This is a genomic window from Arthrobacter sp. OAP107 (assembly GCF_040546765.1).
In the GTDB taxonomy this organism is placed as follows: Bacteria; Actinomycetota; Actinomycetes; order Actinomycetales; family Micrococcaceae; genus Arthrobacter.
This window is the reverse complement of sequence record NZ_JBEPOK010000001.1, coordinates 5,156,437-5,170,662: the sequence shown is the minus strand read 5'-3', so window position 1 is coordinate 5,170,662 and position 14,226 is coordinate 5,156,437. Positions and strand designations below refer to the sequence as shown.

The following is a 14,226-nucleotide window of genomic DNA, read 5'->3' as shown; positions in this document are numbered from 1 at the left end:
TCAGTTGCCTCCGGACTGGGCGGGAACCGGGGCTCCCGTGGTGATCAGCGAGTGGTATTCGACCTCGTCCTTGGTCAGCTCCATGTAGGCCTCTTCGAGGCTGGCCTGGAGCGGGGTGAGTTCGTAGATCAGGACCTGGTTGTCCAGGGCGCTCCGGGCGATCTGGCGGGGATCCAGCCCGGTGACCTCGAGGAGTTCGTGGTCCTGCAGCTCCACCGAGACCCCTGTGCCGGCGAGGACGTGCATGAGCCGGTCGGGCTGGTCGGAGCGCACCCGGGTGCGGCTCTGGCCCTTGCCCGTGATGATGTCCTTGATGGGTGCGTCGGCGATGATCTTGCCCCGGCCGATCACGATCAGGTGGTCTGCGGTCAGGGCCATCTCGCTCATGAGGTGGCTGGAGAGGAACACCGTGCGCCCCTCGGAGGCCAGGTACTTGACGAGGTTCCGCACCCAGACCACGCCTTCCGGATCGAGGCCGTTGACGGGTTCATCCAAAATGATGGTCTGCGGATCGCCGAGGAGTGCGGCGGCGATGCCCAGCCGCTGGCCCATGCCCAGGGAGAAGCCCTTGACCTTCTTCCGGGCCACCTCCGCGAGGCCTGTCATGTCGATGACCTCGTGCACCCGGTTCCGCGGAATGCTGTGCGTGGCGGCCATCGCCAGCAGGTGGTTGTACGCTGAGCGGCTCGTGTGGACGGCCTTGGCGTCGAGCAGGGCCCCGATTTCGCGCAGCGGTGCCGTGTGCCGGGCGAACGGCACGCCGTTGACGGTGACCGTTCCCGCCGTCGGGGTGTCCAGGCCCATGATCATGCGCATGGTGGTTGACTTGCCGGCCCCATTGGGTCCCAGGAAGCCGGTGACCTGGCCGGCTTGGACGGTGAAACTGACGCCGCCGACGGCGGTCTTGTCGCCGTAGACCTTCGTCAGGCCTTCTGCCTCAATCATGGAAGCTTTCCTTTGCGTAGCTGCGGGCGTGCTGTCTGGTGTGCACGTCCCACGCTACCGACGCCGCCTGCCGAATTCGCCGGTCTCAGGGATGATTCAGGGGTGAATCAGGGTCCCGGGCATCATCCGGTGGGATGAGCAGCCCAGGCCCACCGATTCAGCGTCACCGTCACAGCGTCAACTGCCTTCCGCCGGTGAGTAGTAGCGCAGCGCGGCACGCTTCAACGTGAACTCGGCGGCGCGGACGCCGGGCATGGTTTCACCATCCACAGCGAGCACCATGGGGGCCGTACCGCATTCCACGCGGACGCGGGTGGCTTCGGTGAGGTGGGTGATCCTGGACGTCGCCACGGTGCCGGTCAGCACAGACCAGAGCATCCGCAGCCGGGCGAAGGACTCGTCGGCGGTGATCATCCTGACGTCCAGCACGCCGTCGTCCAGTACGGGCCGGAAGAGCGGGGCATGGTCCCGCGGGTAGTAGCGGCCACAGCCCAGGTACATGATCCACAGCCTGTGCCGGACGCCGTTGACGATCAGCGTGATCGGCTTCTCCATGGCGAAGGTCCGGAACATAGCCACGACGCCGGCGAGTGGCTTCCCCAGGGCGGGCTGCAGGTGTTCGCGGCGCCGCACCAGGTTGGGGTACAGCCCGATGCTCGCGGTGTTGAGCATGATGAGCTCCACCTTCTCGGGATCGTCCGCGAGGCCGCGTTCCACAGCCACGGAGCCCACATCCGCCAGCGCGGCTTCACCGTTTTCTGCCGCAGCCACGGCTTCGACCAGGGAGGGCGTTCCGGCATCCCGGGCGAAGTGGTTCAGGGTGCCCCCTGCCAGGACCAGCAAGGGAAGATCATGTTCGACGGCGGCCGCCGCCGCGGTGCCTACCGTGCCGTCCCCGCCCCACACGCCCAAAGCGACGATGCCCGGCACGGTGGCTGCCTCCGCCATCCGTTGGGCAACATCGTCCTCAGGTGCCATCAGCGTTATATGAGCGAGAGGGAATACTTCTTTAAGAGCTGCCGCAGTTTCCTCCGTAAAGGATCCACCCAGCGTGTTCACCGCAATGCTCAGGCCCTCACCCTGCGGAAGCTTGGCCACCTCCACCCGCCGTCTGGAGGTAGCAGGCATCGGCGGCCGGACCGGCCACCACTTTCTGGTTACGAGGGCTGCCCCGGCCCCGATCGCCGAGCCGAACAGCACATCCGAGGGCCAGTGTGCACCTGTATGCACCCTGGAGTAAGCAACGCCGGCTGCCACGGGGGCGACGGTTGCTCCGAGCACCGGCTGCACCAGTCCGGCGCCCAGGGCGAACGCCACCGCTGAGGCCGAGTGGCCCGACGGCATGGACGAGCTGGTGGGCTGCGGATGGACGAACCGGAACACCGGCAGATGCTCCGGCAATGGGCGGGCGCGGGGCAGCAGGGTCTTGAAAACGAGGTTGGTCACGGCCGACGCCACGCCCTGGGCCAGCAGCCCGTGGACTGCCGCGCGCCTGGTGCGTCCCGGGATGGCGGCAGCCACGGCCGCAACGCCAAACCAGAGCTTTCCCTTGTTGGCCGAGGCCGAGAGCCGCCGGAAAAAGGTGTCATGGTGCCCGCCCGGGAAACCGGAGACAGCCCGCATCAGCGTGCGGTCCAGGGCGGCAACCCAGCCCGGTCCGCGGCGCAGCATTCGTCGCATTTCCCCACCCTACCGCCCGGTACGGGGGTGTCTTCGGCGCTCTGGCAGATTTTTGTCCCGGCGCGTCATTCCCTGACGGGAAGCGGTTTGGCGGCTCCGGCCAGCAGCAGGGCGATCACGATGGGCACACCGATCGCCAGCAGTGCCAGGCGGATACCGGTCAGGTCACCCAGGTAGCCGAGCAGCGGGGGACCGGCCAGGAAGGCCACGTAGCCGATAGTGGAAACCACCGAGACCCTGGCGGCCGCGTGCCGCGGGTCGTCCGCAGCTGCCGACATTCCCATCGGAAACGCCAGTGCCGCCCCCACTCCCCACAGCGCTGCCCCGACTGCAGCCAGCCAGAGATTTCCGGCGAACACGAACAATGCCAGGCCTATGGCAGCGGCCGCCATGCTTCCGCGGAGCACCGCCACCCGGCCGTACTTGTCGATGACGCCGCCGCCGAAGAACCGCATGGCCGTCATGGCCAGCACAAAGAGGGCAAAGAGCAGCGCGCCCGTTGACTCGGAGCTCCCCAGCCCGTCCACTGACGCCTTGGCAATCCAGTCGTTGCCGGCACCCTCGGTCAGCGTTGCGCCGAGCACCACCACGCCGAGCAGCAGGGTGCGGCCGTCCCGCCAGGCCGAGGGCCCGCGGGCCTGCTTGGGTTCGCCGTCGGCGGGCTGTTCGGGTGCGGTGTGGGGGAGGAAGTAGCGGGGGACCACGAACGTCAGCACGGCGACGGCGGCGGCGATGACCAGAAGGTGCTGCGGCAGGCCAACGCCCAACCCCGACAGGCCGGCGCCGATTAGCGCACCGACGAAAGCGCCGCCGCTGAAGGCCGCATGGAACTTGGGCATCACCGTCTTCCGGAGCCGGTGTTCGACGTCGGCCCCTTCAACGTTCTGGGACACATCCCACAGCCCGACGCCCATTCCGAAGAAGAAGAGCGAAACGGCGGTGCCGGGCACCGACTCGGCGAGCAGCGACACGGAGATTCCCACACCCGCCAGGGCTGCCAGGAGGCCGCTGGCGCGGACGCTGTTGGCCGTGCCGATCCGGGTAATGACGTGGCCCGCGGTGGGGAGTGCGATCAGTGAACCGACGGCGGTGCACAGCAGCAGGGTTCCCATCTGCCCGGACGAGATCCCCAGGATCTCCGTGACAGCCGGGATGCGGGCAGCCCAGCTGGCAAAGACCAGGCCGTTCGCGCCAAAGATGATGAACGTGGCCAGGGCGGCGGCGGAGATCTGCCGGCCAGCGAGCTGCTGCTGGGTTGAGGTCATTCGACAACTCTAGCCAACCACCAACGCTCAGCGGGCTCGTTCCACCCGCTTCTCGTCCCAGACCGGTTCAGCGGATTCGTACACCCTGCCGTCGGAGCCGAAGACCAGGAAGCGGTCAAAAGTCCGGGAGAACCAGCGGTCGTGGGTGACTGCCAGGACCGTGCCCTCGAAGTGGTCGATCGCCCGCTCCAGCGCCTCGGCCGAATGCAGGTCGAGGTTGTCCGTGGGCTCGTCCAGGAGCAGCAGCGTGGCGCCCGAGAGCTGGAGCAGCAGGATCTGGAACCGTGCCTGCTGGCCGCCGGACAGCGACTCGTACTTCTGCTCCGACTGTCCTGCCAGCCCGTAGCCGTCGAGTGCGCCGGCGGCGGCCTCGCGGCCCAGGCCGGAACGGTGTTCGTCGCCGCGGTGCAGGATCTCCAGCAGGGTCTTGCCGAGCAGGTCGGGCCGGACGTGGGTCTGGGCAAAGAACCCGGGCCGGATACGGGCGCCGAGTTTCACGGTGCCCTCGTGCGGCACTTCGGCGATTTCGACGTCGGACACCGGAAGGTGTTCCCGCTCCGGATCGGTGCCGCCAGTGGCGAGCAGCCGCAGGAAGTGTGACTTGCCGGAGCCGTTCGAGCCCAGCACACCCACCCGGTCCCCGAACCAGATCTCCGTGGAGAACGCCCTTCATCAGGCCGGTCAGCTCCAGCTTTTCGGCCACGATGGCCCGCTTGGCGGTGCGGCCGCCCTTGAGCCGCATCCGGACGTTCTGCTCGATCGGCAGTGCCTCGGGCGGGCCGGCCTCGAGGAACTTCGTCAGCCGGGTCTGGGCGGCGTGGTACCGGTTGGCCATGTCCGAGCGGAAGGCAGCCTTGTTCTTGTACATGTTGACGAGTTCCTTGAGCTTGGCATGCTCCTCGTCCCAGCGCTTGCGAAGCTCCTCGAAACGGGCATTCCGGTCGGCCCGCGCCTCCACATAGGATCCGAAGCCGCCGCCGTGGATCCACGCGCCTGCGCCGTTGATGCCCGGCTCCAGCGTGACGATGCGGCCAGCGGCGTTGTTCAGCAGCTCCCGGTCGTGACTGATGAAGAAGACCGTTTTCTTCGATTCGTTGAGCTTGTCCTCGAGCCAGCGCTTGCCGGGGACGTCGAGGTAGTTGTCCGGTTCATCGAGGAGCAGCAGTTCGTCGGGACCGGCAAAGAGCGCCTCCAGCACCAGGCGCTTCTGCTCGCCACCGGACAGCGTGGACGCGCGGCGGTGCTGGGCACGGTCGAACGGCAGCCCCAGCGCGGCCATGCAGACCTCGTCCCAGACGGTTTCCACGTCGTACCCGCCGGCGTCTCCCCAGTCCACGATCGCCTGGGCGTAGCGCATCTGGGTGGGCTCGTCGTCGTGCTCCATCATGGCCAGCTCGGCCTCATCCACGGCGCGGGCGGCGTCCGCCAGCGCCGGAGGTGCTGCCGAGACCAGAAGATCGCGGACCGTGGAGTCGTCGCGGACCTGCCCCACGAACTGCCGCATGATGCCCATGTTGCCGGAGCGGCCGATCACGCCCTCGTCCGGGGTCAGATCACCGGCAATGATGCGAAACAGGGTTGTTTTGCCCGTGCCGTTGGGTCCGATGAGCGCGGTCTTGGTGCCGTCCGGAACCTTGAAGGTCACCCCGTTCAGCAGCTGGGTGCCGTCGGAGAGGAAGTAGTCGATGCCGGAAACGTCAATATGGGCCACCGGGCAATTCTCCCATGCCCCGCCCGCCAGGTGGATGCCCGGGTGTCAGCCGGCGGCGGTCAGGAACTTCTTCAGGAGCGGGCCGGAGGTGGTGGCGCCGAGCCCGCCGTCCTCAACGAAGACGGCCACGGCCAGGTCCCCGTGCACTGCGATGATCCAGGCGTGGGTTTTGGGCGGATTGGCGTTGCCGAATTCGGCGGTTCCGGTCTTGGCACCCACGGGTTCGCCGGGGACGTCGGCCAGGAATCCGGCGTGGCCGGAGGTCACCACTGCGCGCATCATGTCCGCGAGGGACGCAGCTTCCGCCTTGGTGATGGGGGTCTGGGCGGTTTTGTTCGGGGCTTCCGCTGTGACGGTCGACGACGGGGCAGAACCTTCCGCCGTCGGCGCCGGGCTTGCCGACGCCGAGGCGGAGGGAGCGGTCTCTTCCACCAGGACGGGGGAGACGGGTGCGCCCCCCCCCCCCCCCTTGGCCACCGATCCTGCCATCACGGCCGCTGCCAGCGGGGACATCAGCACCCTGCCCTGGCCGATCATGGCCGCGGCGTGTTCGGTGCCCTCGGCCTCGCTGGGAACGGAGCCCATGAAGGCCTCGGCGCCCAGCTTCGGGGCCTCCACGGCGACGCCGAGGGAGGTGGCCGCCGACTCCAGCTGGGCTTGGGTGACCTTGTCCCGGGCAGCAATGAAGGCGGTGTTGCAGGAGTGCGCGAAGGCATCACGCAGGGTTACGGAGCCGAGGGAGTCTTTGGGGTAGCCCTCGGCGTTCTTGAATTTCCGTCCGTCGACGGTGAGCGTTGGAGTGCATTCGACGGTGGAATCGGGGGTGAATCCGTTGCGGATCATGGCCAGGGAGTCCACTACCTTGAAGGTGGATCCCGGCGCGTACTGTCCGAGCATGGCTGTGTTGTAGCCGTTGCTTCCGGGTCCGGATGCGGCGGCCAGCACCGCTCCTGTGGACGGCCGGAGCGCCACGATGGCGGACGCCGGCTTGATGTCTGCCAGGGTGTCCTCGGCAAGCTGCTGCAGTTTCATGTCGAGGGTGGTCTGCAGCGGCGTGCCGGGAATTGCCTTCACTTCGAAGACTGTGCGCCGCGGGTCTGTAGGCGCTGCCTGGATCTCTTCGCGGGTGAGGTCCGCGCGCTGCACGCGGACAACGGTGCCGTCGGTGCCCCGGAGCTGGGCATCGTACTTCTGCTGGAGTCCGCCCGTGCCGATGACGTCACCCGCGGTGAGGGTTCCGTTGGACTTTTCGATCTGTTCTGCGCTGGCTTCGCCCACCGTGCCAAGGACGGCCCGGGCGAAGTTCCGCGTCGGCGCAAGCGGCAGTTCGTCCGGGATGGCCCGGCCGCCCGGGATGGCTTCGATCTCGGCGTCGGTCACGGAGCGGTCAGTGGTGTTGCGCAGGGTGATTGCGGGAACGAACGCCTCCGCGCCGGACGCCTCCACCTGCTGCACGTAGGCCGAGGGATCCACACCCACGAGCTTGGCGAGCTTAGTGGCAGAGTCTGCGGCATCGGCGCCGCCCAGTTGAGGCTTGTCGATGCCCACGTTGACCACCGGGCGCAGCGTCACGAGCTTCTGGTTGCCGGCACCGAGGATGTCGGCGCGCGGGGACGACTGGGTCGCCTTGCTGAGAATCTCCCCCTCGGCCAGGTTCGGGACCAGCAACCCGGGCGACCAGACGGTCAGCCATTTGTCACCGGATTTACGCAGGTCGGCCGAGACGGTGTACTTCCACTCGCCGGTGGAAATCTTCCAGCTGTAGTTGAGCGGTATCCGCGCGGTGTCGCCGTCGAGCGTCAGGTCTCCCGCCTCGACGGACGGCTTGGCCGGCGCCAGCGCCTTGAAAACCTGGTTGAGCTGGTCGTTGGCCACCGACGAGTCGCGGCCGTCGAAGGCCACCTGGCGCAGGTCCAGGCCCGCGACGGCCGACGCCAGCTGCTTGGCGGCGGCCTCAGCGCCGCCGCGGCCGTCGTCGCACGCCACCAGTGATCCGCTAAGTATGAGACCGGCAAGGACAAGTGAAAGTTTTTGAGTGTTCCCCACGGCGTTATTATCCCCCGGCGGATGCGGGGGACGGGCCACAACACAGCCACATCACAGATACGCGGCGCAGCGGCGGCTAAAGGCCGAGGGCCGGGACGTCCAGCCCAAATATGTCCTTGAGCGCATATTCAGCCGCGCGGAACCCGGGCATGCCCGTGACGCCTGGTCCGGGCGGCGTCGAGGAGGAGCAGAGGTAGACCCCGCGCGCGGGAGTCCGCCAGGGCACCGGCGAGACGACGGGCCGCTGAATTAGGCCGCGGGCGTCCAGCAGGCCGGCGCTGAAGTCGCCGCCGACGTAGTTTTCGTTGTAGGCGGCCAGTTCTGCCGCCGTGGTGACCTTGTGCCGCAGCACCAGGTCCCGGAACCCGGGCGCGAAGCGCTCCAGCTGGTCCATGACGGCCTGGCCCATGTCCACCGTGGACCCCGCGGGAACATGGCAGTAGGTCCAGAGGATGTGCCTGCCCTGCGGCGCGCGGCCGGGATCAACCACGGACGGCTGTGAAACCAGGACGTAGGGCCGCTCCGGGTGCCTGCCCTGGGACACGGCGTACTCCGCCGCCGCCATCTCCACCCGGGTGCCGCCCACGTGCACAGTTCCGGCACCTGCCAGTCCGGCAGCGGTCCACGGTACGGGCCCGGAGAGGATGAAGTCCACCTTGCACGCGCCGTTGCCGAACCGGAAGGACTCCAGCGCGCGGCGGTAGGACGCAGGCAGGCGGCTGCCGGCAATGCGGGACAGGGCAGGTGGAGCCACATCCAGAAGGACTGCCTTCGCCGGCTCGAGTTCCGCCAGCGAAGTGACCCGGAACCCGGTCTGCAGCTCGCCGCCGTGGGCTTCCACGTCGCTCGCCATGGCTTCTGCGATTGCGGACGATCCGCCTATTGGAATCGGCCAGCCCCCGCTGTGCGCCAGCGCGTTGAGCAGCAGGCCGGCGCCCGCCCCCGCAAGAGACGGAAGACGCCCCACGACGTGGGCTGCCACACCGCTGACGAGGGCAGGTGCCAGGTCCTGCCGGAAACGCAGGTTCCAAAGAGGCGATCCCTGCTCAAAGGTCCGCAGCCCCAGAACGGCGGCAGCCAGCGGGTCGCCGGGAACGCGCAGCAGCTGGTCGGACGTGGTTTGCACAATGCCGTCGATGTGCCGCACCAGCGGAGCGAGGAGCCTCCGGTAGGCGCGGCCGTCGCGGCCAAGCTCATCGGCGGTCCGGTCGAGCGACCGGTACGCCAGCGCCGACCGGCCGCGCTCCAGCGGTGAGCCGAACTGCACAGGCGGAAGCTTCAGGTCCACCCGCCGCGCCAGCTCAAAGGCACGGAAAAAGGGCGAGGCCAGCGCCATCGGGTGCACGGCCGAGCAGACGTCGTGCCAGTGCCCCTCCTCGATGACCTGGGACGTCCGGGATCCGCCGCCGAGCTGGTCCCCGGCCTCGTACACGCGCACCTTGAGTCCCGCCCGCGCCATGACAACGGCGGCGGCGAGTCCGTTGGGTCCTGAACCAACGACGGCGACATCAGACATCGCGGGAAACCGTTCGCCACGGGACCAGGGAGGCAGAGGGACGGAACAGATCGATCCGCAGCCAGTCCTGGGCCCTGTCGAAGGGACCGCCGTGGGGGTCGTCCATCGCGTGCCGCCGGATGGGATCGTAGCGGGGGTCCCAGATGTCCCAGGCGACCCGCAGCATGAGATATGCGGTCGCAAGCATATGGGCGGCGACGGCCAGGACGTAATACGGCATGTCGATGTTGTGCTGTGATACGCCACCGCTGGTCACTTGGCCAAGATACATCCAGATGGCCGCCCAGTGCAGCCCCTCAATGCCCTGCCAGATCAGGAAATCACGCCACTTCGGCCGGGCGAGGGCCAGCAGCGGCACGAGCCACAGGACAAACTGGGGCGAGTAGACCTTGTTGGTAAGGATGAAGGCCGCGACGATCAGGAAGGTCAGCTGTGCCATGCGCGGCCGTTGCGGGGCGGTCAGGGCCAGGACCGCAATGAGGACACAGGCGAGCAGGAACATGTTCAGGGCGAGCGTGTTGATGGCCTCCGGCGTGAGGAGCGTCCAGCGCACCCGCCCGGCCACCAGGTTGTACGCAAACCAGGGTGAGCTGTAGCCCGCGGGGCGGTCCTGGGTGAACTCGAAGAAGTACCTCCAGCCGGCCGGGTCCCGCGCGGCAATGGGCAGATTGACGGCCAGCCAGGCTGCCGCGGCGGATGCTGCCGGGACCACGAAGGCCCGGATCTTCCCGGTGCGCAGGGCCAGCAGGAAGATGGCGCCGAAGACCAGAACGGGGTACAGCTTGGTGGCGGTTCCCAGTCCGATCAGGACGCCGGCAAGGACCAGCCGCTCCCGGGACAGGAAGTACATGCCGAGGGCCAGCATGGCCACGGCCCACATGTCCCAGTTGATCACTCCGGCGAGGACGATGCCGGGCGCCAGGGCCACCATCGCCGCGTCCCAGGGACGCCGCCGGCTCATGCGGGCCGTGGCCAGCACGGTGACGATCCAGACAGCGGCGACCAGCGTTGCGTTGAGGTCGAAGTAGCCGAGGATCCGGGCGTCGGTGACTCCCTCGCCGGGAACCAGACGGGCCGTGATGCCGGCAATCAGTCCCATCAGGACCGGATACTCGAAGAGGGCACCCTGGGTGAAAAACGGAAATGCCCCGTCGCCCAGGCCCCGGTTGCGGAACAGCTCGGGGAAGTCTGAATAGCAGGTCGCGTAGAACTGCGACGGCGTCTCCCAGCCGTTCACCCGGCAGTAGTCCTTGATGGCGATGGCAGCGAGGGCGGCGAGCACGGTCAGGATGATCAGCACACGTTCCACCGTGAAGAAGCCGGGCGCGACCACCCCCGGGGCAGACCGCTGGCCCAGGGGCCCGCCGATGAGCTCGGTGAAGTTCCGCAGGAAGCGGTCGCTGCGGCTCGGCACCACCAGGCGCGCGAGCTTTCGATCGGGCGGCTGCTGTGTCTCCTGCATGCTCTCGAGCTTACCGGTGGGTCGCTGGCCGTCGGGTCGCCGGCATAGGTTCAGCGCAGGCTGATCATCTCTTCCTGCATGAGCGTGTAGACGTCCTCCCGTTTCCGGTCCAGCAGGTGGCCGTCGAACTGTGGCTGCTGGACCGATGCCGAACCGAGGCCGGCAAGGATCTCTTGGATTTTGCGCAGCAAAATTTCACCTCCTTTCAGGAAATGAGGAAAGAATCCGGGCATGGCAATTAGAGCCATTAAGCAGGCGAAGAAATGGCAATAAAAGGGCAAAGAAATGCCCGGCAAGGAAATATGATCCGCAAAAGCGGCAATGGGCCCACGAGACGGCAGCGCGGCAATCACCAACAGGAAGCAGGGTTCCGAATTGTGGGGTGCCGCGCAATCGCGCTGTTCCGCTACATCAGACCGCCGGGGTCAGAGCCTCTGAGGAGACGGCAAAATCTGCCGATGTCCAGCCTGCTTTCCCGCATAAGTACGGGAGAGCGGCGGGACGGCCAGAATAAAGCCGGGAGTCAGAACTAGGCTCGGGCGAGTCCGTGAAGAGGGCGCGGAGCAGCAACGAAGGCCGGAAACGCGGACATGGTCATCTTCCATCCGCTAGTCAAAGTAATCATTTTCCCATCCTCCTTTTCTGCTCTGCCGCTGTTCCGACTGACTGGTCGAACAGCGTGCGCCAAGACCCCGGCAGATCGCTCTGGGGTCAGGAATAAAAGTACACCAGGAATGCCGGCGTTGACTACACATTTTCCAAGAATTCGAAAAACAAATCCAAAAAGGCGCTTTTACAGGCCCCAACGGAGAATCACGGGAGTCCTTTTGTCCCAGCCGAGGGTGCAGACTTTGGCCGTTCCGAGAAGGAAATGCCGGCCCTCAGCCGGATCGAGTTCGAGCCAGCGGGCGGTGAGGATGCGGGAAAAGTGGCCATGGGCCACGACCAGGACGTTGTCCAGCCCGGACTCCAGGACCCGGGCAATGATCTTGTCTGCCCGCGCTGCGACATCCTCCAGCTTTTCGCCGTTGGGAACCCCGTGCGTCCAGATCAGGTAGTCGGGGTTGTCCTTGCGGATCAGGTCGGAGCTGATGCCTTCGTAGTCGCCGTAGTCCCACTCGACGGCCAGCGGTTCGTGGACGGCGTCAGGGAAACCGGCGAGTTCGGCAGTGCGCCGGGCACGGCGCAGCGGGGAGGTCAGGACCAGGTCGAAGTCGACGGTGTCCAGAATCCTCCGCGCTTCGACTGCCTGCTGCTCCCCCTCCACCGTCAGGGGCAGGTCCGTCAGCCCGGTGTACTGGCCGCTCTTGGACCATTCGGTTTCGCCGTGCCGCAGGATCCAGAGCTGGGGGCGGGCGATGTTGGCGGCGTTCACTTGGACTCCTCAGTTGGGGAAGATTCGACGTCGGCGGGAGAAGCAGGAGCCACAGAAGCGGAAGGCGCGGCTGACTCAGGCTGCTCAGCCCACCAGGCCCGCAGCCGGGACTCGGCATCGGCGGGATCGAGCGGGCCGTTTTCCATCCGTTCCTCCAGCAGGAACTTGTACGCCCTGCCCACGACGGGCCCGGGCTTGAGGTCCAGCAGGGCCATGATCTCGGCGCCATTGAGGTCCGGCCGGACCGCGTCCAGGGATTCCTGCTCACGGAGCGCGGCAATCCGGGATTCCAGGTCGTCGTAGGCGAAGGACAGCCGGTCGGCCTTGCGCTGGTTGCGGGTGGTGACGTCGGAGCGGGTCAGCCGGTGCAGGCGCTCCAGCAGGGGACCGGCGTCGGTGACGTAGCGGCGCACCGCGGAATCGGTCCAGCCGGCGTCACCGTAGCCGTAGAAGCGCATGTGCAGTTCCACGAGACGGGCCACCGCCTTGATGGTGTCGTTATCGAAGCGCAGCTTCTTCATTCGCTTCGTCGTCAGCTTCGCCCCCACCATGTCGTGGTGGCGGAAGCTAACTGCACCGCCCGGTTCGAACCGGCGTGTAGCCGGTTTCCCGACGTCGTGCATCAGTGCCGCAAACCGGAGGACAAAATCGGGGCCGGGGACCGCGCCGTCGGAGTCTGTCTCCAATGCTGCCGCCTGCTCCAGGACCTGGAGCGAGTGCTGGTAGACGTCCTTGTGCCGGTGGTGCTCGTCCGATTCCAGCCGGAGTGCGGACACCTCGGGCAGCACGAACTCGGCGAGGCCGGTGTCCACCAGCAGGTCGGTGCCCACGCGGGGGTGCTGCCCGCAGATGAGCTTGACCAGCTCGTCGCGGACGCGTTCGGCAGAGATGATGCTGATGCGTTCGGCCATCCGGGTCATGGCAGTGCGGACGTCCTCCCGAACCGTCACGCCCAGCTGGGACGCGAACCGGGCGGCCCGCATCATCCGCAGCGGATCGTCGGAGAAGGATGCCTCGGGAGCGCCAGGGGTGGCCAGCACGGAGGCGTGCAGGTCGCGGACTCCGCCGAAGGGATCCACAAGCTCCATCGACGGCAGCCGCAGAGCCATGGCGTTGATGGTGAAGTCACGGCGCAGCAGGTCATCTGTCAGAGAGGAACCGAAGGCCACCTCGGGTTTCCGGGACTCGGGGTCGTAGGCCTCGGCGCGGTAAGTGGTGATTTCAATCTGGAAGCCGGCCTTGCGCATGCCGATCGTCCCGAAGGCGCGGCCGATCTCCCAGAAGTTGTCCGCCCACTTCTTGATCAGCGCCACGGTCTGGTCCGGCGTCGCATCCGTCGTGAAATCGAGGTCGGGGGAGGCACGGCCCAGGAAAAGGTCCCGGACCGGGCCGCCGACCAGCGACAGCTCATGACCGGCATCCACGAACCGCTGACCGAGCTCCAGGACCACCGGGTCCACCTGGAAGTCAACGGTGTGAAGATCAGTCTTTTGATGTGCGTGCGCCATAGTTACTTAAGCTTGTCAGAAAACCAAGCCCCACCGCACCAAATCCCGTCATTGTGCGACGGCGCCGGCGAAGCCCGTCACATGCAGTCCACCTGCAAGCCATGTCCCGGTCATCACGGCGGGGCAAGAGTCGTTAGAGTGGACTGCATGGCCCATCCAGTACCGAGCGCTCCCGGCAGGAGGACGAACCCGCCGTTGCCGTCGGCAATCGGTGCCCACGTCGCGCCTGCACCGCACTCGGCCCCGGCCTCGCTCCCCACTGTGGAGGAGATCTCCGCCGGAGGCGTCGTGGTGGACACGTCCGACGACGAACTGAGGGTTGCGATTATTGCCCGCCTTAACAGGGGCGGACGGCTGGAGTGGTGCCTGCCCAAGGGCCATCCGGAGGGCCGGGAGAACAACGAGGAAGCCGCGGTCCGTGAGATTGCCGAGGAAACCGGCATCGACGGTGACATTCTGGCCCCGCTGGGCAGCATTGATTACTGGTTTACGGTCAGCGGGCACCGCGTCCACAAGACTGTGCACCACTACCTGCTCCGCGCCACCGGCGGCGAACTCACCATCGAAAACGATCCTGACAAGGAAGCGGTTGATGTTGCCTGGGTTCCCATCCACGAGCTTGCCCGCAAGCTTTCGTTCCCCAATGAACGCCGCATCGCCGACCTGGCACGCGAAGTCCTTCCCGAGCACCTCTGACCGTCAGGCAATGCCTGCCGGA

General features: G+C 66.9%; 10 protein-coding genes and 1 pseudogene. 1 reads left to right on the top strand and 10 read right to left on the bottom strand.

The window, feature by feature from the left end:
- The 10 genes and pseudogenes from ABIE00_RS23695 to ABIE00_RS23650 all read right to left on the bottom strand — a co-directional run bounded on the left by ABIE00_RS23695 (position 1) and on the right by ABIE00_RS23650 (position 13,508).
- A complete protein-coding gene (locus ABIE00_RS23695) occupies positions 1-945 on the bottom strand; it encodes an ABC transporter ATP-binding protein (RefSeq protein WP_331575257.1) in 945 nt (314 codons plus the stop codon).
- Positions 946-1,122: 177 nt separating this feature from the next.
- Positions 1,123-2,625 carry a bifunctional phosphatase PAP2/diacylglycerol kinase family protein gene (locus ABIE00_RS23690; RefSeq protein ID WP_354263046.1) on the bottom strand — a complete coding sequence of 501 codons (1,503 nt, stop codon included), beginning with the start codon at positions 2,623-2,625 and terminating at the stop codon, positions 1,123-1,125.
- A 65-nt stretch (positions 2,626-2,690) separates the two neighbouring features.
- Positions 2,691-3,890 carry an MFS transporter gene (locus ABIE00_RS23685; RefSeq protein WP_354263045.1) on the bottom strand — a complete coding sequence of 400 codons (1,200 nt, stop codon included), beginning with the start codon at positions 3,888-3,890 and terminating at the stop codon, positions 2,691-2,693.
- Between the two features lie 27 nt (positions 3,891-3,917).
- A pseudogene (locus ABIE00_RS23680) lies at positions 3,918-5,601 on the bottom strand (ABC-F family ATP-binding cassette domain-containing protein).
- A gap of 45 nt (positions 5,602-5,646) precedes the next feature.
- The gene (locus tag ABIE00_RS23675) at positions 5,647-7,647 is read right to left on the bottom strand and encodes a penicillin-binding transpeptidase domain-containing protein (RefSeq protein WP_354263044.1); all 2,001 of its coding nucleotides are present in this window, start codon (positions 7,645-7,647) and stop codon (positions 5,647-5,649) included.
- Positions 7,648-7,723: 76 nt separating this feature from the next.
- Positions 7,724-9,163, bottom strand: a complete 1,440-nt coding sequence (locus ABIE00_RS23670) for a phytoene desaturase family protein (RefSeq protein ID WP_354263043.1) — start codon at positions 9,161-9,163, stop codon at positions 7,724-7,726.
- Positions 9,156-10,625, bottom strand: coding sequence for a glycosyltransferase family 87 protein (locus ABIE00_RS23665; RefSeq protein ID WP_354263042.1), 1,470 nt, complete (start codon positions 10,623-10,625; stop codon positions 9,156-9,158). The genes ABIE00_RS23670 and ABIE00_RS23665 overlap by 8 nt, the downstream gene beginning before the upstream one ends.
- Positions 10,626-10,675: 50 nt before the next feature.
- On the bottom strand, positions 10,676-10,981 hold the full coding sequence (locus tag ABIE00_RS23660; RefSeq protein ID WP_354263041.1) for a hypothetical protein: 306 nt from the start codon (positions 10,979-10,981) through the stop codon (positions 10,676-10,678).
- Between the two features lie 437 nt (positions 10,982-11,418).
- Entirely contained in the window at positions 11,419-12,000 is a 582-nt protein-coding gene (locus ABIE00_RS23655) for a histidine phosphatase family protein (RefSeq protein WP_331575249.1), read from the bottom strand.
- Complete coding sequence (locus ABIE00_RS23650) at positions 11,997-13,508, bottom strand: CCA tRNA nucleotidyltransferase (protein WP_354263040.1); 1,512 nt, start codon at positions 13,506-13,508, stop codon at positions 11,997-11,999. The genes ABIE00_RS23655 and ABIE00_RS23650 overlap by 4 nt, the downstream gene beginning before the upstream one ends.
- Positions 13,509-13,703: 195 nt before the next feature.
- Between ABIE00_RS23650 and ABIE00_RS23645 the strand changes: the two genes are divergently transcribed.
- Positions 13,704-14,204, top strand: coding sequence for an NUDIX hydrolase (locus tag ABIE00_RS23645; RefSeq protein ID WP_076799448.1), 501 nt, complete (start codon positions 13,704-13,706; stop codon positions 14,202-14,204).
- Positions 14,205-14,226 lie beyond the last annotated feature (22 nt).

Bases quoted from the DNA above. Each gene is read 5' to 3' on its own strand.
- ABIE00_RS23665 (WP_354263042.1), bottom strand. From the start codon at position 10,625: ATGCAGGAGACACAGCAGCCGCCCGATCGAAAGCTCGCGCGCCTGGTG.
- ABIE00_RS23695 (WP_331575257.1), bottom strand. From the start codon at position 945: ATGATTGAGGCAGAAGGCCTGACGAAGGTCTACGGCGACAAGACCGCC.
- ABIE00_RS23685 (WP_354263045.1), bottom strand. From the start codon at position 3,890: ATGACCTCAACCCAGCAGCAGCTCGCTGGCCGGCAGATCTCCGCCGCC.
- ABIE00_RS23670 (WP_354263043.1), bottom strand. From the start codon at position 9,163: ATGTCTGATGTCGCCGTCGTTGGTTCAGGACCCAACGGACTCGCCGCC.
- ABIE00_RS23690 (WP_354263046.1), bottom strand. From the start codon at position 2,625: ATGCGACGAATGCTGCGCCGCGGACCGGGCTGGGTTGCCGCCCTGGAC.
- ABIE00_RS23650 (WP_354263040.1), bottom strand. From the start codon at position 13,508: ATGGCGCACGCACATCAAAAGACTGATCTTCACACCGTTGACTTCCAG.